Origin of the sequence: Streptosporangium sp. 'caverna', from assembly GCF_003203775.1 — a bacterium.
Lineage (GTDB): Bacteria > Actinomycetota > Actinomycetes > Streptosporangiales > Streptosporangiaceae > Streptosporangium > Streptosporangium subroseum.
The window spans coordinates 765,510-781,504 of the sequence record NZ_CP029711.1 but is presented as its reverse complement, the minus strand read 5'-3'; the positions used below and the strand labels follow the sequence as shown (position 1 = coordinate 781,504).

General features: G+C 64.1%; 27 protein-coding genes. All 27 read right to left on the bottom strand.

From position 1 onward, the window contains the following. Positions 1–442 precede the first annotated feature (442 nt). Positions 443–928, bottom strand: a complete 486-nt coding sequence (locus DKM19_RS03725) for a hypothetical protein (RefSeq protein WP_110694483.1) — start codon at positions 926–928, stop codon at positions 443–445. Between the two features lie 105 nt (positions 929–1,033). Then, a complete protein-coding gene (locus DKM19_RS03720) occupies positions 1,034–1,486 on the bottom strand; it encodes a DUF1707 domain-containing protein (RefSeq protein WP_110705462.1) in 453 nt (150 codons plus the stop codon). Between the two features lie 46 nt (positions 1,487–1,532). After that, positions 1,533–2,360 (bottom strand): type I methionyl aminopeptidase, encoded by an 828-nt coding sequence (gene map / locus DKM19_RS03715; protein WP_110705461.1) that lies wholly within the window; start codon positions 2,358–2,360, stop codon positions 1,533–1,535. Between the two features lie 118 nt (positions 2,361–2,478). Beyond that, positions 2,479–3,129, bottom strand: coding sequence for an adenylate kinase (locus DKM19_RS03710; RefSeq protein WP_089210166.1), 651 nt, complete (start codon positions 3,127–3,129; stop codon positions 2,479–2,481). After that, a complete protein-coding gene (gene secY / locus DKM19_RS03705; RefSeq protein WP_089210167.1) occupies positions 3,129–4,448 on the bottom strand; it encodes a preprotein translocase subunit SecY in 1,320 nt (439 codons plus the stop codon). The genes DKM19_RS03710 and secY overlap by 1 nt, the downstream gene beginning before the upstream one ends. A 176-nt stretch (positions 4,449–4,624) precedes the next feature. Next, positions 4,625–5,080, bottom strand: a complete 456-nt coding sequence (rplO, locus tag DKM19_RS03700; RefSeq protein WP_110694482.1) for a 50S ribosomal protein L15 — start codon at positions 5,078–5,080, stop codon at positions 4,625–4,627. A gap of 2 nt (positions 5,081–5,082) precedes the next feature. Then, a complete protein-coding gene (gene rpmD, locus DKM19_RS03695; RefSeq protein WP_012887849.1) occupies positions 5,083–5,265 on the bottom strand; it encodes a 50S ribosomal protein L30 in 183 nt (60 codons plus the stop codon). Between the two features lie 3 nt (positions 5,266–5,268). Then, positions 5,269–5,901: a 30S ribosomal protein S5 gene (gene rpsE / locus DKM19_RS03690; protein WP_089210169.1), complete on the bottom strand. Its 633-nt coding sequence runs from the start codon at positions 5,899–5,901 to the stop codon at positions 5,269–5,271. A 61-nt stretch (positions 5,902–5,962) separates the two neighbouring features. Then, positions 5,963–6,346: a 50S ribosomal protein L18 gene (rplR, locus tag DKM19_RS03685; protein ID WP_089210170.1), complete on the bottom strand. Its 384-nt coding sequence runs from the start codon at positions 6,344–6,346 to the stop codon at positions 5,963–5,965. A 2-nt stretch (positions 6,347–6,348) separates the two neighbouring features. After that, positions 6,349–6,891, bottom strand: a complete 543-nt coding sequence (gene rplF / locus DKM19_RS03680) for a 50S ribosomal protein L6 (protein WP_089210171.1) — start codon at positions 6,889–6,891, stop codon at positions 6,349–6,351. A gap of 17 nt (positions 6,892–6,908) precedes the next feature. Continuing rightward, positions 6,909–7,307 carry a 30S ribosomal protein S8 gene (gene rpsH / locus DKM19_RS03675; protein WP_089210172.1) on the bottom strand — a complete coding sequence of 133 codons (399 nt, stop codon included), beginning with the start codon at positions 7,305–7,307 and terminating at the stop codon, positions 6,909–6,911. Positions 7,308–7,440: 133 nt separating this feature from the next. Beyond that, positions 7,441–7,626 carry a type Z 30S ribosomal protein S14 gene (locus tag DKM19_RS03670; protein ID WP_089210173.1) on the bottom strand — a complete coding sequence of 62 codons (186 nt, stop codon included), beginning with the start codon at positions 7,624–7,626 and terminating at the stop codon, positions 7,441–7,443. A 2-nt stretch (positions 7,627–7,628) separates the two neighbouring features. Continuing rightward, a complete protein-coding gene (rplE, locus tag DKM19_RS03665) occupies positions 7,629–8,198 on the bottom strand; it encodes a 50S ribosomal protein L5 (protein WP_089210174.1) in 570 nt (189 codons plus the stop codon). Continuing rightward, on the bottom strand, positions 8,198–8,521 hold the full coding sequence (gene rplX / locus DKM19_RS03660; RefSeq protein WP_110694481.1) for a 50S ribosomal protein L24: 324 nt from the start codon (positions 8,519–8,521) through the stop codon (positions 8,198–8,200). Before rplX ends, rplE begins: the two co-directional genes overlap by 1 nt. Then, the gene (rplN, locus tag DKM19_RS03655) at positions 8,522–8,890 is read right to left on the bottom strand and encodes a 50S ribosomal protein L14 (RefSeq protein WP_089210176.1); all 369 of its coding nucleotides are present in this window, start codon (positions 8,888–8,890) and stop codon (positions 8,522–8,524) included. A 177-nt stretch (positions 8,891–9,067) separates the two neighbouring features. Further along, complete coding sequence (rpsQ, locus tag DKM19_RS03650) at positions 9,068–9,355, bottom strand: 30S ribosomal protein S17 (RefSeq protein ID WP_089210177.1); 288 nt, start codon at positions 9,353–9,355, stop codon at positions 9,068–9,070. Next, positions 9,348–9,584, bottom strand: a complete 237-nt coding sequence (gene rpmC / locus DKM19_RS03645) for a 50S ribosomal protein L29 (protein WP_089210232.1) — start codon at positions 9,582–9,584, stop codon at positions 9,348–9,350. Before rpmC ends, rpsQ begins: the two co-directional genes overlap by 8 nt. Next, positions 9,584–10,003, bottom strand: a complete 420-nt coding sequence (gene rplP / locus DKM19_RS03640; RefSeq protein ID WP_012887838.1) for a 50S ribosomal protein L16 — start codon at positions 10,001–10,003, stop codon at positions 9,584–9,586. Before rplP ends, rpmC begins: the two co-directional genes overlap by 1 nt. Before the next feature lie 2 nt (positions 10,004–10,005). Continuing rightward, positions 10,006–10,896 carry a 30S ribosomal protein S3 gene (rpsC, locus tag DKM19_RS03635; RefSeq protein ID WP_110694480.1) on the bottom strand — a complete coding sequence of 297 codons (891 nt, stop codon included), beginning with the start codon at positions 10,894–10,896 and terminating at the stop codon, positions 10,006–10,008. Beyond that, a complete protein-coding gene (rplV, locus tag DKM19_RS03630; protein WP_089210179.1) occupies positions 10,896–11,249 on the bottom strand; it encodes a 50S ribosomal protein L22 in 354 nt (117 codons plus the stop codon). Before rplV ends, rpsC begins: the two co-directional genes overlap by 1 nt. Before the next feature lie 32 nt (positions 11,250–11,281). After that, complete coding sequence (rpsS, locus tag DKM19_RS03625; RefSeq protein ID WP_089210180.1) at positions 11,282–11,560, bottom strand: 30S ribosomal protein S19; 279 nt, start codon at positions 11,558–11,560, stop codon at positions 11,282–11,284. Between the two features lie 11 nt (positions 11,561–11,571). Continuing rightward, on the bottom strand, positions 11,572–12,408 hold the full coding sequence (rplB, locus tag DKM19_RS03620; RefSeq protein WP_089210181.1) for a 50S ribosomal protein L2: 837 nt from the start codon (positions 12,406–12,408) through the stop codon (positions 11,572–11,574). A gap of 91 nt (positions 12,409–12,499) precedes the next feature. Beyond that, positions 12,500–12,802, bottom strand: coding sequence for a 50S ribosomal protein L23 (gene rplW, locus DKM19_RS03615; protein ID WP_089210182.1), 303 nt, complete (start codon positions 12,800–12,802; stop codon positions 12,500–12,502). Beyond that, complete coding sequence (rplD, locus tag DKM19_RS03610) at positions 12,802–13,449, bottom strand: 50S ribosomal protein L4 (RefSeq protein WP_110694479.1); 648 nt, start codon at positions 13,447–13,449, stop codon at positions 12,802–12,804. Before rplD ends, rplW begins: the two co-directional genes overlap by 1 nt. Continuing rightward, positions 13,446–14,099, bottom strand: coding sequence for a 50S ribosomal protein L3 (rplC, locus tag DKM19_RS03605; RefSeq protein WP_089210184.1), 654 nt, complete (start codon positions 14,097–14,099; stop codon positions 13,446–13,448). Before rplC ends, rplD begins: the two co-directional genes overlap by 4 nt. A 14-nt stretch (positions 14,100–14,113) precedes the next feature. Further along, entirely contained in the window at positions 14,114–14,422 is a 309-nt protein-coding gene (rpsJ, locus tag DKM19_RS03600; RefSeq protein WP_030912931.1) for a 30S ribosomal protein S10, read from the bottom strand. A 264-nt stretch (positions 14,423–14,686) separates the two neighbouring features. After that, positions 14,687–15,880 carry an elongation factor Tu gene (gene tuf, locus DKM19_RS03595; RefSeq protein ID WP_089210185.1) on the bottom strand — a complete coding sequence of 398 codons (1,194 nt, stop codon included), beginning with the start codon at positions 15,878–15,880 and terminating at the stop codon, positions 14,687–14,689. Between the last annotated feature and the right edge of the window lie 115 nt (positions 15,881–15,995).

Below are 15,995 nucleotides of genomic sequence, written 5' to 3'. Positions count from 1 at the left end.
GATCGGTCGTCTGAGGCTTCGGAACACTAAGCAGCCGCGACCCAGCGCTTCGTTGAGAGCGGCGGTTGCGAAACCGCCGACGCGCAATGGTCATAGTGAACCGAAGAGGGAGTGTACGGCACCGGGCGAGGAAATGCGAAACACACGGCCGGTACCTTGACACAACCGCTACTCAGGATACCGCAGATCCAAGGCAGGACACGCAACGCGGCACGACGCATGAATAATCGTGCCCTCATTGTAAGCACATCTCACCTGGTCGAAGCCAGTGGCCGGGCCACCGGCCCCCAGTCGCGACGTCCCGGACCTGACGCAAGGAAGTCCCCCGGCGACCTGGCGCCGGGGGACTTCCTTGATCGACCTGTCTTGATCACGATTCCCTGATCATGCTTTTCCCGCCGGGGAATATCGATCGGCATTCTCCGAAAGCCGCGATCCTCTCCTAGAAGGCGTCGCCCCAGCGGCCGCAGTCGTCGGAGCTGTTGGTGCCCTCGCAGACCCGGATGTCGAAGTCGTTGAAGCCGTTGCTCTTGCGGAAGCCGCCGAACCTGTCGAAGTGCTGGTTTCCGCGGGTCTTGAAGACCTTGGCGTGGAAGCCGGACCGGTCGTGCCACCTGAACCACACGTAGCTGTACTGGCGGTCGCGGTCACGGTCGACCAGGTCCCCGTAGAACCAGTAGCGGCCGCTGCCGTCCTTCGTGTAGTACCCCTTGAAGGAGGAGCGGTGTCCGAAGTTCTCACCGCGGCCAAATCCGGAGTAGTACGGGCCGAAGAAGTGCTTGGACGAGCTCTGGGCCTGCTGAGCGGCGACCGTGGCGGCAGTAGCGGCAGTGGGGGTCGAGGCCATGGCCGCGGGGGCCGCCGCCATGCCGGCGGCGAGGGCGCCCGCCAGCGCCGTTCCGGCGAGAAGGGTACGTACCTTGCTCATTTTTTCCTCCTGTGAAGGGTCCGGCCGTTCGGACACCGCTCACGTTAGGAAGAAACAACAGGCCGCTCTGCGGAGGAATACGCACTCAACGCCCAGCGTGCATTATTACGGGTTGCGATCCCTGCCGCGGCCCGTCACAACAGTGGTGAGGAGCAACATCACTCCCCACGGACCCATCACCCACAGCGGCCACGGATAGGGGAAGTCGAAACCGTCGGTCGCGCCGACGATGAACCAGACCATCCAGTTGACGCCGCTCGCGACCGCCCAGACGGCCCATATGGACCTCAGGGCTCCGTGGCTCGCCTGAACCCCGCCGGGGCGCCCACCTCGCTCTGAGAGGCGGGAAGAGGCGTTGGACAGCCCTTGCAGGTCAACGTCGGGCAGGTCGGAGGTGAGCGTGGCGAGTTCGCCGTACGTCCTGCTCGTGTAGAGCTGCTCCAGCCGCTCGTCGAACTCCTCGACGGTGAGCCGGCCCTGCGCATAGTGCTCCCGCAGGACCGAGGCGACCTTGTCGCGATCTCCGTCCGAGGCCCGGGTGTTCGGACCAGCCGCCATCGTCAACCACACATCCGCTCACCGCTGGACAGTGCTACCAGATTTGTCAGATTACCTGTTCGGGATCTTTCGCGAGGTCGGCAAGCCGCTCCGCTCCGCCGTCAAGGGCGGTCAGCACCAGAGGGCCGTCATCTGTCACCGCGACGCTGTGCTCGAAGTGCGCCGAGGACTTGCCGTCGACGGTGATGACGGTCCAGTCGTCGGCCAGCACCTTGGTCCTGTCCGTACCGAGATTCACCATCGGCTCGACGGCGAAGCACATGCCCGGCTCGAAGCGCGGCCCGCGGCCCGGCTTGCCGTGGTTGGCGACCCAAGGGTCCATGTGCATCTCGGTGCCGATGCCGTGCCCGCCGTACTCCTGCGGGATGCCGTAGCGACCCTGGGAACGGACGTACTTCTCCACCGCATGGCCGATGTCGGACAGGTGGCGGCCCACGGTGAGCACGGCGATGCCGCGCCACATGGCCTCCTCGGTGACCCGCATCAGCTCGGTCAGCTTGGGGTCGACCTCACCGATCGGGACCGTGACGGCCGCGTCGCCATGCCAGCCGTCCAGGATGGCGCCGCAGTCGATGGAGATGATGTCGCCCTCCTGCAGGGCCCGCCGGTCACCCGGGATCCCGTGGACGACCTCGTGGTTCACCGACGCGCAGATCGTCGCCGGAAAGCCCTGGTACCCCTTGAAGGAGGGGATCGCGCCTTCGTCCCTGATCGCCTTCTCCGCGATCCCGTCGAGGTCCAGCGGCGTCATGCCGGGCCGGACGCTCTCCCGGAGCAACTGCAGGGTCCGGCCGACCACCAGGCCCGCCGCCCGCATCTTCTCCAGTTGTTCAGGCGTTTTTATCTGGATCCCATGCTTGTTCTTTTTGAACACGTGCACACCCCCTGGGGTGGTTCAACGGGCGATCGGAGAGCTCAATTCCCCCGATTCTGCCCTAAACGACAGCACGCCACCCATGGGAACCCATGGATGGCGTACCGGACGAATATTTCTAATCGGCGAACGGGCTCAGAGCCTCCATCGCACGCTGGGTGACCTCTTCCACCGGACCAGTCGCATCCACGCCGACCAGGATGCCCTCGTCGGCGTAGAAGGACACCAGCGGGGCGGTCTGCTCCTGGTAGACCTCCAGCCGATGCCGAACGGTCTGCTCCTTGTCGTCGTCCCGCTGGTAAAGCCGTCCGTTGCAGGCGTCGCAGACGTCGTCCTTCTTGTCGTCGAAATCGACATGCCAGATACGACCGCACTGACTGCAGGTGCGACGACCTGCCAGCCGGCGGACGACCTCCTCGTCGTCGACCACGAGCTCCAAGACGAGGTCCAGACCGACCCCGAACTCAGCGAGCATCTTCTTCAGGATCTCGGCCTGGGGCACGTTCCTGGGGAAGCCGTCGAGCAGGAAACCGTCCTGCGCGTCGCTCTCCGAGAGGCGGTCACGGACCATCGCGATGGTGACCTCGTCGGGTACGAGGTCGCCGCGGTCCATGTATTCCTTGGCAAGCTTGCCGAGCTCCGTGCCACCCGAGACATTGGCGCGGAAGATGTCACCTGTCGAGATCTTCGGGATGGACAGGTTCGATGCGACGAACTGGGCTTGTGTCCCCTTACCCGCTCCGGGGGGCCCGACCAGGACGAGACGCACTATTTCAGGAAGCCTTCGTAGTTGCGCTGCTGCAGCTGGCTCTCGATCTGCTTCACGGTGTCAAGGCCGACACCAACCATGATCAGAATGCTCGTCCCTCCGAACGGGAAGTTCTGACTCGCACCGACGAGCGCCAACGCGACGATCGGCACCATGGAGATCAGGCCCAGATACAGCGCGCCAGGAGCGGTGAGTCGCGTGAGCACGAAGTTCAAGTACTCAGCCGTCGGCCGGCCCGGGCGGATACCCGGGATGAACCCACCGTACTTCTTCATGTTGTCAGCGACTTCAACGGGGTTGAAGGTAATGGACACGTAGAAGTAAGTGAAGAAGACGATCAACAGGAAGAACGTGATCATGTACGTCGGAGTGGTGCCGCCGCCGCCGAACTCCTGTGAGATCCACTGGACGATCGGATTCGGCGCTTCCTGGGCGTTGCTGAAGAGCGACGTGACCAGCTGCGGAAGGTACAGCAACGAGGAGGCGAAGATGACCGGGATGATGCCGGCCTGGTTCACCTTCAGCGGGATGTAGGTCGAGGTACCGCCGTACATCCGGCGTCCGACCATCCGCTTGGCGTACTGCACCGGAACCCGTCGCTGGGCCTGCTCGACCATGACCACCAAGGCGATCATCGCGATACCGGTCACCATGACCACGGCGAAGACGAAAAGACCCTTGGTCTGGGCGATCGTCACCAGTTCGGACGGGAAGACCGCGATGACCTGGGTGAAGATCAGGATGGACATGCCGTTACCGACACCACGGTCGGTGAGCAGCTCGCCCAGCCACATGATGACGGCGGTTCCGGCGGTCATCGTCAGCACCATCACCGTGATGGAGAAGACGTTGTCCTTGTCGAGAAGAATGTCTTCACGACACTGTGGGAACAGCTGCCCGCTGCGTGCCAGGGCGATGAAGGCGGTCGACTGGAGAATCGCCAGGCCGACCGTAAGGTAACGCGTGTACTGTGTGATCTTGGTCTGACCGGCCTGGCCCTCCTTCTTGAGGGCCTCCAGACGCGGGATGACCACGACCAGCAGCTGAAGAATGATGCTCGCGGTGATGTACGGCATGATGCCGAGCGCGAACACTGAAAGTTTCAGCAGGGCGCCGCCGCTGAACAGCTGCACCATTCCATAAATGTTGCCGCTGGTTCCGGCCTGCGCCTGAGTGAGACAGCGGCTGATGTTCTCGGTATGTACACCCGGGGTCGGAAAAACCGACCCAAGTCGGAACAGCGCGATGATGCCCAAGGTGAAGAGCAACTTCTTACGCAGGTCCGGCGTACGGAACGCTCGGGTAAACGCGGTCAGCACGGTCCCTCCTGCGCGCCTAAAAGGCGAGGTCGGTCAGCGATGGTGCGGGGGTAATCCATCTTTGCCATCTCAAGTCAGCGAACCCAAGGAAATGAGTCGAGGCCCACTGTCCAGCGAACTCTAACGCACTACGGGCGCGGAGGCCCATTATGAGCCTCCGCGCCGCGTCGTGATACCTACAGCTCGGAGACGGAGCCCCCGGCAGCAGCGATCTTCTCCTTGGCACTCTTGGAGAAGGCGTGTGCCTGCACGTTCAACGCAACGGAGATGTCGCCGGTTCCCAGAACCTTGACAAGCTGGTTCTTCCGGACGGCACCGTTGGCGACGAGCGTCTCGACGTTGACGTCCCCACCCTCGGGGAACAGCTCGCCGAGCCTGTCCAGGTTGACGACCTGGTAGGTCGTCTTGAACAGGGCGTTGGAGAAGCCCTTGAACTTGGGCAGACGCCGCTGAAGCGGAACCTGACCACCCTCGAAGCCGAGGGGGACCTTGTTTCTGGCCCTCGTGCCCTTGGTGCCACGACCTGAGGTCTTGCCCTTGGACGCCTCGCCGCGGCCCTTACGGACCTTCGACTTGTTGGAGCCCGGAGCCGGACGCAGGTGGTGGATACGGAGCGGAGTGTTTTCTGCCATGTCTAGTCGACCTCTTCCACGGTGACAAGGTGCGTCACCACGGTGACCATGCCACGGATCTCCGGGCGGTCCTCCTTGACGACGACATCGCCGATTCGCTTCAGACCGAGCGAACGCAGCGAGTCACGCTGGTTCTGCTTGCCGCCGATCTTCGAGCGGACCTGGGTAATCTTCAGGCGTGCCATCGGCTAGCTCACCGCCCTAGCCGCCGCGGCCTCTGCGATGCCCTCGGCGCGAGCCCTGAGCATGCGCTTGGGAGCGACGTCCTCGATCGGCAGGCCACGACGGGCCGCGATCTCCTCGGGGCGGCTGAGGCCCTTCAGAGCGGCCACCGTCGCGTGCACGATGTTGATCGGGTTGTCCGAGCCGAGCGACTTGGACAGCACGTCGTGAATGCCGGCGCACTCCAGTACGGCGCGCACCGGGCCACCGGCGATAACGCCGGTACCGGGAGAGGCCGGACGGAGGAACACGACCCCGGCGGCCCTTTCACCCTGCACGATGTGCGGGATGGTGCCCTGGATGCGAGGGACCTTGAAGAAACTCTTCTTGGCCTCTTCGACACCCTTGGCGATCGCCGCGGGCACTTCCTTGGCCTTGCCGTAGCCGACGCCGACCATGCCGTTGCCGTCACCGACGATGACGAGGGCGGTGAAGCTGAAGCGACGACCGCCCTTCACGACCTTGGCCACTCGGTTGATCTTTACGACGCGCTCGATGTACGAAACGCCCTTGTCAGCGTTGCCACCGCGACGGTCGTCACGACGACCGTCACGCCGCTCGCCACCGGCGGCGCCACCGCGACGCGGTGCTCCAGCCATTAGTGGTTCCTCTTCTCACTCGTAAAACGGGCCATCGGTTGCGATCCACGGGAGGGAGTCATCAGAACTCCAGCCCGCCTTCGCGGGCGCTGTCCGCGAGGGCCGCGATGCGGCCCGCGTAGCGGTTTCCACCGCGGTCGAACACCACCGCGGTGATCCCGGCTGCCTTGGCCCGCTGAGCGAGAAGCTCGCCGACCTGCTTCGCCTTGTCCGTCTTGGCACCCTCTGCCGTACGAAGGGAGGCGTCCATGGTGGAAGCGCTCACCAGCGTGTGGCCCTGGGCGTCGTCGACGATCTGGACGAAGAGGTGCCTCGTGGAGCGGTTGACGACCAAACGCGGACGCGTGGCCGTGCCAACAACCTTCTTGCGGACTCGGCCGTGGCGGCGGGCCCGCGAGACGGCGCGGGCGGCCGTGTGCTTGCCGAACGCAGTCTTGCCAGCCATGCCTACTTACCAGCCTTTCCGACCTTGCGGCGGATAACTTCACCCTGGTAACGCACGCCCTTGCCCTTGTACGGGTCAGGCTTGCGCAACTTGCGGATGTTTGCGGCGATCTCGCCGACCTTCTGCTTGTCGATGCCGTCCACGTGGAACAGCGTCGGCCTTTCGACGCGGAAGGAGACACCCTCGGGAGCGTCAATGATCACCGGGTGACTGAAGCCCAGAGCGAACTCGAGCTGAGTCGGGCTCTTGGCCTGAACGCGGTAACCGACACCCACGATTTCGAGGGTCTTGGAGTAGCCCTGAGTCACACCGAGCACCATGTTGGCGACCAGCGTGCGGGACAGGCCGTGCAGCGCACGAACCTTGTTTTCATCGTTGGGGCGCGTGACGGCAAGAGTGCCGTCATCGCCCTTGGCGATCTCGATCGGCTCAGCGATCGTGTGAGAAAGTGTGCCCTTGGGGCCCTTGACCGTGACGTCCCGGCCGTCGATGGCGACGTCCACGCCGTTCGGTACAGGGATGGGCAGCCGTCCGATTCTCGACATGCTGTGATTTCTCCCCTCTACCAAACGAAGGCGAGGACTTCCCCGCCCACTCCACGCTTGCCGGCCTGCTTGTCCGTCATGAGGCCACCGGACGTCGAGATGATCGCGACGCCCAGTCCACCCAGGACTCGAGGCAGGTTGTCTTTCTTTGCATAGACCCGCAGGCCGGGCTTGGAAACCCGGCGCAGGCCCGAGAGCGATCGCTCACGGGTCGGCCCGAACTTGAGCTCCACCACGAGGTTCTTTCCGACCTTGGCGTCTTCGACGGTCCAGGTCTGGATGTAACCCTCCTGCTGGAGGATCTCGGCGATATGCGCCTTGATCTTCGAGTACGGCATCGCCACGGTGTCGTGGTAAGCCGAGTTCGCGTTTCGCAGACGGGTCAACATGTCTGCGATCGGGTCAGTCATCGTCATGGCCGGTGGCCTTCCTCACCGCGGTTTCCACAAGGGACCTACGGTGCGGTCATGGGCGCTTGAAACAGCGTCCGGTGAATACGACTTCTAGGTACGGGGTGGCGGCGCCGTGCGGATCTCTCCGCGCGGACTGCTACCAGCTCGACTTGGTGATACCAGGCAGCTCGCCTCGGTGCGCCATCTCGCGGAAGCAGATACGGCACAGGCCGAACTTCTTGTAAACCGCGCGGGGGCGCCCACAGCGCGAGCACCGAGTGTAACCCCGGACCTCGAACTTGGGCTTGCGAGCAGCCTTGACCTTGAGCGATGTCTTCGCCATGATCAGGCCTCCTTGAACGGAAAGCCGAGGAGCTTCAGCAGCGCCCGGCCCTGGTCGTCGGTCTTAGCGGTGGTCACGACCGTGATGTCCATACCACGCTGGCGATCGACCTTGTCCTGGTCGATCTCGTGGAACATGACCTGCTCGGTGAGACCGAAGGTGTAGTTCCCGTTGCCGTCGAACTGCTTGGGCGACAGGCCGCGGAAGTCACGGATACGCGGCAGCGCCAGTGAGAGCAGCCGGTCCAGGAACTCCCACATGCGGTCGCCGCGCAGCGTGACGTGCGCACCGATCGGCATGCCCTCGCGCAGCTTGAACTGGGCGATGGACTTGCGGGCTCGGACGACCGCCGGCTTCTGACCGGTGATCACGGTGAGGTCGCGGACGGCGCCGTCGATGAGCTTCGAGTCGCGCGCGGCCTCGCCGACACCCATGTTCACCTTGATCTTGGTGATCGTGGGCACCAGCATGATGTTCTCGAACCCGAACTGCTCATTCAGCTTCGCGATGATTTCCTCGCGATAGCGCTGCTTGAGCCGCGGAAGGGTCCGCTCTTCAGTGTTCGCGGTCATCAGTTGTCCTCACCCGACTTGTCAGAAGCGGCCTTGGCCGACTCCTTCTTGGCAGGCTTCTCGTCCTTGGCAGGCTTCTCTTCATCCTTGAGCTTCTTGACGTTGCTCACGTGGATGGGAGCCTCCATGGTCTGCACGCCGCCGGTCTTGGCGCCGCGCGGGCCCTCGTTGGTCTCCTTGGAGTGCTTCTTGACCATGTTGACGCCTTCGACCACCACGCGGTCCTCGCGCGGGTGGGCGGCGATCACACGGCCCTTGGCACCCTTGTCCTTACCGGCGATGACCAGTACGAGGTCACCCTTTTTCACATGAAGCTTCGGCATTTACAACACCTCCGGCGCGAGCGAGATGATGCGCATGAACTTCTTCTCACGCAGCTCACGCCCGACGGGACCGAAGATACGCGTGCCACGAGGGTCACCGCTGTCCTTGATGATGACGGCGGCGTTCTCGTCGAAGCGGATGTAGGAGCCGTCGGGCCGGCGGCGCTCCTTGACAGTGCGGACGATGACAGCCTTGACGACGTCGCCCTTCTTCACGGTGCCGCCAGGGATGGCGTCCTTGACTGTGGCGACGATGATGTCGCCAATTCCCGCGTAGCGCCGACCCGAGCCACCGAGCACACGGATGCAAAGAACTTCCTTTGCACCAGTGTTGTCGGCGACCTTGAGTCGCGACTCCTGCTGGATCACTTGTACTCCTGTTTGTCTCGCTGGTTCTCACCCGGTGGGTGAGCCTTGCGGAACCGATGGGGTCTTTTTCCTCCGACGTCAGCTGAACCAACCGCCGTCGCAGGCGAGGCGAAGATTACTTCGCCCCCTTGGACACCGCCGTGGGGGTGGCTGGGCCACCCCCACGAGGCGCGTTGCTTACTTGGCCTTCTCGAGGATCTCGATGACGCGCCAGCGCTTGCTGGCGGACAGCGGCCTGGTCTCCATCAGGAGAACCCGGTCACCAACGCCACAGGCGTTGGCCTCGTCGTGCGCCTTGTACTTGGTCGTCCTACGGATGACCTTGCCGTACAGGGGGTGCTTGACGCGGTCCTCAACAGCGACCACGACAGTCTTGTCCATCTTGTCACTGACGACCAGACCCTCACGGGTCTTGCGGTAATTCCGCGCCTCGGTCGTTGCCTCAGTGGTCTCGGTCTCAGCCATCGATCGACTCCTTCTCAACCGTTACAATGCCGAGCTCCCGCTCGCGCATCACGGTGTAGATACGGGCGATCTCGCGGCGAACGGCACGCAGCCGCCCGTGGCTCTCCAACTGGCCGGTCGCAGCCTGGAAGCGGAGGTTGAACAGCTCCTCCTTGGCTTCCTTCAGCTTCTTGACCAGAGTGTCCTGGTCTTCCACCCGCAGCTCACCGGCGGTCAGGCCCTTAGCCATCACGCCTCACCTACTTCACGCTTAACGAACCGGCACTTCATGGGGAGCTTGTGCATCGCACGACGCAGGGCCTCGCGAGCCACCGGCTCAGCGACACCCGACAGCTCGAACATGACGCGACCGGGCTTGACGTTGGCGATCCACCACTCAGGTGAACCCTTACCGGAACCCATGCGGGTCTCGGCGGGCTTCTTGGTGAGGGGACGGTCCGGGTAGATGTTGATCCAGACCTTGCCGCCACGCTTGATGTGGCGGGTCATGGCAATACGAGCCGACTCGATCTGACGGTTGGTCACATAGGAGTGCTCAAGCGCCTGAATGCCGAACTCGCCGAACACGACCCTGGTGCCGCCCTTGGCGGCTCCGTGACGGTCGGGCCGGTGCTGCTTGCGGTGCTTGACCCTGCGCGGGATCAGCATGGTCAGCTCCCTTCAGCACCCGGCTGCGCAGCCGGGCCGGTCTCGGGGGCAGCCTGCGAGGCCGCCTCAGTCCTGGGTGCACGGTCGCCACGGCCACCGCCTGCGCCGCCACCACGACGGGCGCCACCGGCACCGGGGCCGCCACCACGACGGGGACGGTCACCGCCGCCGCCGGCGCCGCCACCCGCACCGGGGCCGCGACGGTCGTCACGGTCACGGCGCTGGCCCGCACGAGCGCCGGCGGCAGCCGCCTCACGCTCGGCGCGGCTGGTCGGAGCCTCACCCTTGTAGATCCACACCTTCACGCCGATACGGCCGAAGGTGGTACGGGCCTCGTAGAGGCCGTAGTCGATGTCCGCACGGAGCGTGTGCAGGGGCACGCGGCCCTCGCGGTAGAACTCCGAACGAGACATCTCAGCGCCGCCCAGACGACCGGAGCACTGCACCCGGATGCCCTTGGCGCCGCTCTTCATGGCCGACTGCATCGCCTTACGCATGGCTCGACGGAACGAGACACGGCTGGACAGCTGCTCGGCCACACCCTGAGCGACGAGCTGAGCGTCGATCTCGGGGTTCTTGACCTCGAGGATGTTCAGCTGGACCTGCTTCTTGGTCAGCTTCTCGAGGTCACCGCGGATCCGGTCCGCCTCGGCGCCGCGGCGGCCGATGACGATGCCCGGACGGGCGGTGTGAATGTCGACCTGTACCCGGTCGGTGGTCCGCTCGATCTCCACCTTGGAGATGCCGGCCCGCTCCATGCCCTTTTTGAGCATGCGACGGATCGCCACATCCTCGGCAACGTACGACTTGTAGAGCTTGTCGGCATACCACCGGCTCTTGAAGTCGGTCGTGATGCCGAGGCGGAACCCGTGCGGGTTAACCTTCTGACCCACTAGCGGGTCCTCCCCTTCGGCTCGCGGGACTCCACGATCACGGTGATGTGGCTGGTCCGCTTGTTGATCCGATAGGCACGACCCTGTGCGCGGGGACGGAACCGCTTCAGCGTCGGGCCTTCATCGACCCAGGCACGGCTCACGAAGAGCGTGCCGCGGTCGAGCTTGAAGTTGTGCTCCGCGTTGGCAATGGCGCTGGACAGCACCTTGTACACGGTCTCGCTCGCCGACTGGGGAGCGAACTGCAGCACGGCCTGCGCCTCCGAAGCGGGCAGCCCGCGAATGAGGTCCACCACACGGCGGGCCTTCATGGGCGTGTGGCGCGCAAATCGCACCTGAGCCCTGGCTTCCATCGCTTACTCCTCTTACCTTCTTCGACAGGCGCTTACCGCCGGCTGCGGCGGTCTTCCTTGACGTGGCTGCGGAACGTCCGCGTCGGCGCGAACTCGCCCAGCTTGTGGCCGATCATCGCTTCGGTGACGAACACCGGGACGTGCTTGCGACCATCGTGAACGGCGATCGTGTGACCGAGCATGTCGGGCACGATCATGGAGCGCCGCGACCACGTCTTGATGACGTTTTTGGTGCCCTTCTCGTTCTGGACGTCTACCTTCTTCTGAAGGTGGTCGTCCACGAAGGGACCCTTCTTAAGGCTACGTGGCATTTTGGCTGCTCCTACCGCTTCTTCCGCTTGGTCCGACGACGGATGATCAGCCGGTCGCTGGCCTTGTTCGCCGCACGAGTACGACCCTCGGGCTTGCCCTTCGGGTTAACCGGGTGACGACCGCCGGAGGTCTTACCCTCACCACCACCATGCGGGTGGTCGACCGGGTTCATCGCGACACCGCGGACGGTGGGGCGCTTGCCCTTCCACCGCATACGGCCGGCCTTGCCCCAGTTGATGTTGCCCTGCTCGGCGTTGCCGACCTGGCCAATGGAGGCCCGGCAGCGAACGTCGACCTGGCGCATCTCGCCGGAGGGCATACGCAGCGTGGCGTACTGGCCTTCCTTGGCGAGGAGCTGGATCTGCGCACCGGCGGACCGGCCCAGCTTGGCGCCACCGCCCGGACGGAGCTCCACCGCGTGGATGAAAGTACCGGTCGGGATGTTGCGCAGCGGCAGGCAGTTGCCCGGCTTGATGTCGGCCGTGGGGCCGTTTTCAATCTTGTCGCCCTGCTTGAGGCCGGTCGGGCAGAGAATGTAGCGCTTCTCCCCGTCGGCAAAGTGCAGCAGCGCGATACGGGAGGTACGGTTCGGGTCGTACTCGATGTGAGCGACCTTGGCCGGAATCCCGTCCTTGTCGTGGCGCCGGAAATCAATGATCCGGTAGGCGCGCTTGTGACCGCCACCCTGGTGACGCGTGGTGACTCGGCCGTGGACGTTACGGCCACCCTTGCTGTGAAGGGGAGCAAGCAGCGACTTCTCGGGCGTGCTGCGCGTGATCTCGGCAAAGTCCGAGACGCTGGCGCCGCGGCGACCCGGGGTCGTCGGCTTGAGTTTACGGATGCCCATCTTATTCGTTCATCCTTCGTCGGTTAATCTGGTCGAATGCCCCTTGCCTACCGGCAAGGGGCGCTCTCCCTGTACTTACTGAGCGAGCGGGTCAGCCGATCTGGCCGAAGATGTCAATCCGGTCTCCCTCGACCAGGCTCACGATTGCTCGCTTGGTGCTGGGGCGCTGACCGTGACCGAACTTGGTCCGCTTGCGCTTGCCCTGGCGGTTGATGGTGTTGACGCTGGCCACCTTGACGCCGAAGATCTTCTCAACTGCGATCTTGACCTGCGTCTTGTTGGCCGTCTTCCGCACCAGGAACGTGTACTTGTTGTGCTCGTCGATCAGGCCGTAGCTCTTCTCGGAGACAACCGGCTTGATGATGATGTCGCGCGGGTCGGCGATCTTCTCCATCAGGCGTCTTCCTTCCCGCTCTTGCTCAGACGCGTGACGACCTGGTCGTACGCCTCCTGAGTGAAAACGACGTCGTCGTAGCAGAGCACGTCGTACGTGTTCAGCTGCCCGGCATCCAGCAAGTGGACCTCGGGAGCATTGCGCAGGCTCAGCCAGGTGAGCTCATCGCCCTCGTCAACAACGACCAGGACGCTACGAGTCTGCGTGATCTTGCGCAGCGACTCGAGAGCCGCCTTGGTCTTCGGGGTCTCCCCCGCGACCAGACCGCTGACCACGTGAACGCGGCCCCCGGTCGCCCTGTCCGAGAGGGCGCCACGCAGAGCGGCGGCCTTCATCTTCTTGGGAGTCTTCTGGCTGTAGTCACGCGGCTGCGGGCCGTGGACGATGCCACCGCCTGCGAACTGCGGGGCGCGAGTCGAACCCTGACGGGCGCGACCGGTGCCCTTCTGGCGGTACGGCTTCTTGCCACCGCCGCGGACCTCGCCACGAGTCTTGACCTTGTGGGTGCCCTGCCGGCGAGCGGCGAGCTGCGCCACGACAACCTGGTGAATCAGCGGAACATTGACCTTCGCGCCGAAGATGTCTTCGGGAAGGTCAACGGTGCCGGTCTTCGTCCCGCTCACGTCGAGGACGTCAATGGTGCTCACTTGGCAGCCCCCTTCTTGGCAGCGGTACGGACGAGAACCAGGCTGCCGTTGGCGCCGGGGATAGCACCCTTGATCAGGATGAGACCCTTCTCGACGTCCACGGCGTGGACCTTCAGGCTCTGGATGGTGGTGCGGACGTTACCCATCCGACCTGCCATCCGTACGCCCTTGAAGACCCGGCCCGGAGTGGAGCAGCCGCCGATGGAACCCGGCGAACGGTGCTTGCGCTGCGTGCCGTGCGAAGCGCCCAGGCCCTTGAACCCGTGACGCTTCATGACGCCGGCGAAGCCCTTGCCCTTGCTCTTGCCCGTCACGTCGACGAACTGGCCGGCTTCGAAGGTGTCGGCCAGAAGCTCCTGGCCGAGCGTGTAGTTGCCGGCGTCGTCGGTGCGAATCTCCGTGAAATACCGGCGCGGGGTGATGTCGTGCTTGCGCAGGTAGTCGCCGAGCGGCTTGTTGACCTTCCGCGGGTCGACCTGCCCGAAGCCGAGCTGCACGGCGGAATAGCCGTCCTTCTCGGGGGTGCGGACGCGGGTCACGACGCACGGACCTGCTTCGACGACGGTCACCGGGACCATCCGGTTGTCTGCGTCGAAGACCTGGGTCATGCCGAGCTTCTTGCCCAGGACGCCCTTGATCTGCTTAGCCATGTCAGTGCGTTCCCTCAGAGCTTGATCGAGATGTCGACGCCGGCGGGGAGGTCGAGTCGCATAAGCGAGTCGACCGTCTTCGGCGTGGGATCGATGATGTCAATGAGCCGCTTGTGCGTGCGCATCTCAAAGTGCTCGCGGCTGTCCTTGTACTTGTGCGGCGAGCGGATGACGCAATACACGTTCTTCTCGGTCGGCAGCGGCACCGGGCCTGCGACCTTGGCGCCAGTCCTTGTCACCGTCTCGACGATCTTCTTGGCCGAGACGTCGATGACCTCGTGGTCATAGGCCTTGAGCCGAATGCGGATCTTCTGTCCCGCCATAATGGCCTCGGTGTCCTTCGCTGTCGTCTGAAAAAGTTACATGCGGCCTGTTGCCGCCGTTCATTGCCAAACCCCACGTAGCAGACGCTGTTGATCTGCGCTTTCTTCCGTGATCTGGCAGTTACTTCGGTCATCGTGCGGCCGAACCAACTGCGAGATCACGGTTCGTGGGACTTTGTGAAGGTGCGTGCCTTACGGCACGAACCCCCTTGTGGTGCGGCGGCCGGCCCTGCGATGAGGGCCGACCGCCACTCCGCGATCGTCTTACTTGAGAATCTTGGTAACGCGACCCGCACCAACGGTGCGGCCACCCTCGCGGATGGCGAACTTGAGTCCGTCCTCCATCGCGATGGGCTGGATGAGGGCGACGTTCATCTCGGTGTTGTCACCGGGCATGACCATCTCGGTGCCCTCGGGCAGAGTCACAACACCGGTCACGTCAGTCGTACGGAAGTAGAACTGAGGACGGTAGTTGTTGAAGAACGGCGTGTGGCGGCCACCCTCGTCCTTCGACAGGATGTAGACCTGAGCCTCGAACTCGGTGTGCGGGGTGGTCGTGCCCGGCTTGATGATGCACTGGCCGCGCTCGACGTCCTCACGCTTGATGCCGCGGAGGAGCAGACCGACGTTGTCGCCCGCCTGGCCCTCGTCGAGCAGCTTGCGGAACATCTCGACACCGGTGACCGTGGTGGTGGTCTTGGTCTCCTTGATGCCGATGATGTCGACAGTCTCGTTGACCTTGACGATGCCACGCTCGATACGACCGGTCACGACGGTGCCGCGGCCGGTGATCGAGAAGACGTCCTCGATCGGCATGAGGAACGGCTTCTCGGTCTCACGGGTCGGCTGGGGGACACTCTCGTCCACAGCGTCCATGAGCGCGATGATGGAGTCGCCCCACTCCTTGTCGCCCTCGAGCGCCTTCAGCGCCGAGACGCGAACCACGGGCAGGTCGTCGCCGGGGAACTCCTGAGCCGAGAGAAGCTCACGGACCTCGAGCTCGACGAGCTCCAGGATCTCCTCGTCGTCCACCATGTCGGCCTTGTTAAGGGCAACCACGATGTAGGGGACGCCGACCTGGCGGGCCAGGAGGACGTGCTCCTTCGTCTGCGGCATCGGACCGTCGGTGGCGGCGACCACGAGGATCGCGCCGTCCATCTGAGCCGCACCGGTGATCATGTTCTTCACGTAGTCGGCGTGACCGGGGCAGTCCACGTGGGCATAGTGGCGCTTCTCGGTCTGGTACTCGACGTGCGCGATGGAGATCGTGATACCACGAGCCTTCTCCTCGGGCGCCTTGTCGATCTTGTCGAACGCGGTCGCCTCGTTGAGGTTCGGGAAACGGTCGTGGAGTACCTTGGTGATCGCCGCGGTCAGAGTGGTCTTGCCGTGGTCGATGTGCCCAATGGTGCCGATGTTTACGTGCGGCTTGGTCCGCTCGAACTTGGCCTTGGCCACTGCTCTCTCCTTAGAGATTCTGACTTGACTTGCGTCTTTTTATTCGGGCTTGGGGAAGCCGGTTCCTCCCGGAACCGGCCGACGAGAGGTTCTCGCCCCGCACCCCTCGGCCTGG

What these genes read in the sequence shown, in the direction of transcription:
- rplC (WP_089210184.1), bottom strand. Translation starts at nt 14,099, where the DNA reads ATGGCTAAGCAGATCAAGGGCGTCCTGGGCAAGAAGCTCGGCATGACC.
- DKM19_RS03725 (WP_110694483.1), bottom strand. Translation starts at nt 928, where the DNA reads ATGAGCAAGGTACGTACCCTTCTCGCCGGAACGGCGCTGGCGGGCGCC.
- rplR (WP_089210170.1), bottom strand. Translation starts at nt 6,346, where the DNA reads ATGGCTGGCAAGACTGCGTTCGGCAAGCACACGGCCGCCCGCGCCGTC.
- DKM19_RS03720 (WP_110705462.1), bottom strand. Translation starts at nt 1,486, where the DNA reads ATGGCGGCTGGTCCGAACACCCGGGCCTCGGACGGAGATCGCGACAAG.
- rplF (WP_089210171.1), bottom strand. Translation starts at nt 6,891, where the DNA reads ATGTCGAGAATCGGACGGCTGCCCATCCCTGTACCGAACGGCGTGGAC.
- rplB (WP_089210181.1), bottom strand. Translation starts at nt 12,408, where the DNA reads ATGGGCATCCGTAAACTCAAGCCGACGACCCCGGGTCGCCGCGGCGCC.
- DKM19_RS03670 (WP_089210173.1), bottom strand. Translation starts at nt 7,626, where the DNA reads ATGGCGAAGACATCGCTCAAGGTCAAGGCTGCTCGCAAGCCCAAGTTC.
- rplX (WP_110694481.1), bottom strand. Translation starts at nt 8,521, where the DNA reads ATGCCGAAGCTTCATGTGAAAAAGGGTGACCTCGTACTGGTCATCGCC.
- rplE (WP_089210174.1), bottom strand. Translation starts at nt 8,198, where the DNA reads ATGACCGCGAACACTGAAGAGCGGACCCTTCCGCGGCTCAAGCAGCGC.
- rplP (WP_012887838.1), bottom strand. Translation starts at nt 10,003, where the DNA reads ATGCTGATCCCGCGCAGGGTCAAGCACCGCAAGCAGCACCGGCCCGAC.
- rpmD (WP_012887849.1), bottom strand. Translation starts at nt 5,265, where the DNA reads ATGGCACGCCTGAAGATTACCCAGGTCCGCTCGAAGATCGGCGGCAAG.
- rpsJ (WP_030912931.1), bottom strand. Translation starts at nt 14,422, where the DNA reads ATGGCGGGACAGAAGATCCGCATTCGGCTCAAGGCCTATGACCACGAG.
- rplV (WP_089210179.1), bottom strand. Translation starts at nt 11,249, where the DNA reads ATGGAAGCCAGGGCTCAGGTGCGATTTGCGCGCCACACGCCCATGAAG.
- rplO (WP_110694482.1), bottom strand. Translation starts at nt 5,080, where the DNA reads ATGGCAGAAAACACTCCGCTCCGTATCCACCACCTGCGTCCGGCTCCG.
- rpmC (WP_089210232.1), bottom strand. Translation starts at nt 9,584, where the DNA reads ATGGCTAAGGGCCTGACCGCCGGTGAGCTGCGGGTGGAAGACCAGGAC.
- rplW (WP_089210182.1), bottom strand. Translation starts at nt 12,802, where the DNA reads ATGGAGAAGATCGCCGACCCGCGCGACATCATCATCAAGCCGGTTGTC.
- rpsQ (WP_089210177.1), bottom strand. Translation starts at nt 9,355, where the DNA reads ATGGCTGAGACCGAGACCACTGAGGCAACGACCGAGGCGCGGAATTAC.
- rpsH (WP_089210172.1), bottom strand. Translation starts at nt 7,307, where the DNA reads ATGACGATGACTGACCCGATCGCAGACATGTTGACCCGTCTGCGAAAC.
- rpsS (WP_089210180.1), bottom strand. Translation starts at nt 11,560, where the DNA reads ATGCCACGTAGCCTTAAGAAGGGTCCCTTCGTGGACGACCACCTTCAG.
- rpsE (WP_089210169.1), bottom strand. Translation starts at nt 5,901, where the DNA reads ATGGCTGGAGCACCGCGTCGCGGTGGCGCCGCCGGTGGCGAGCGGCGT.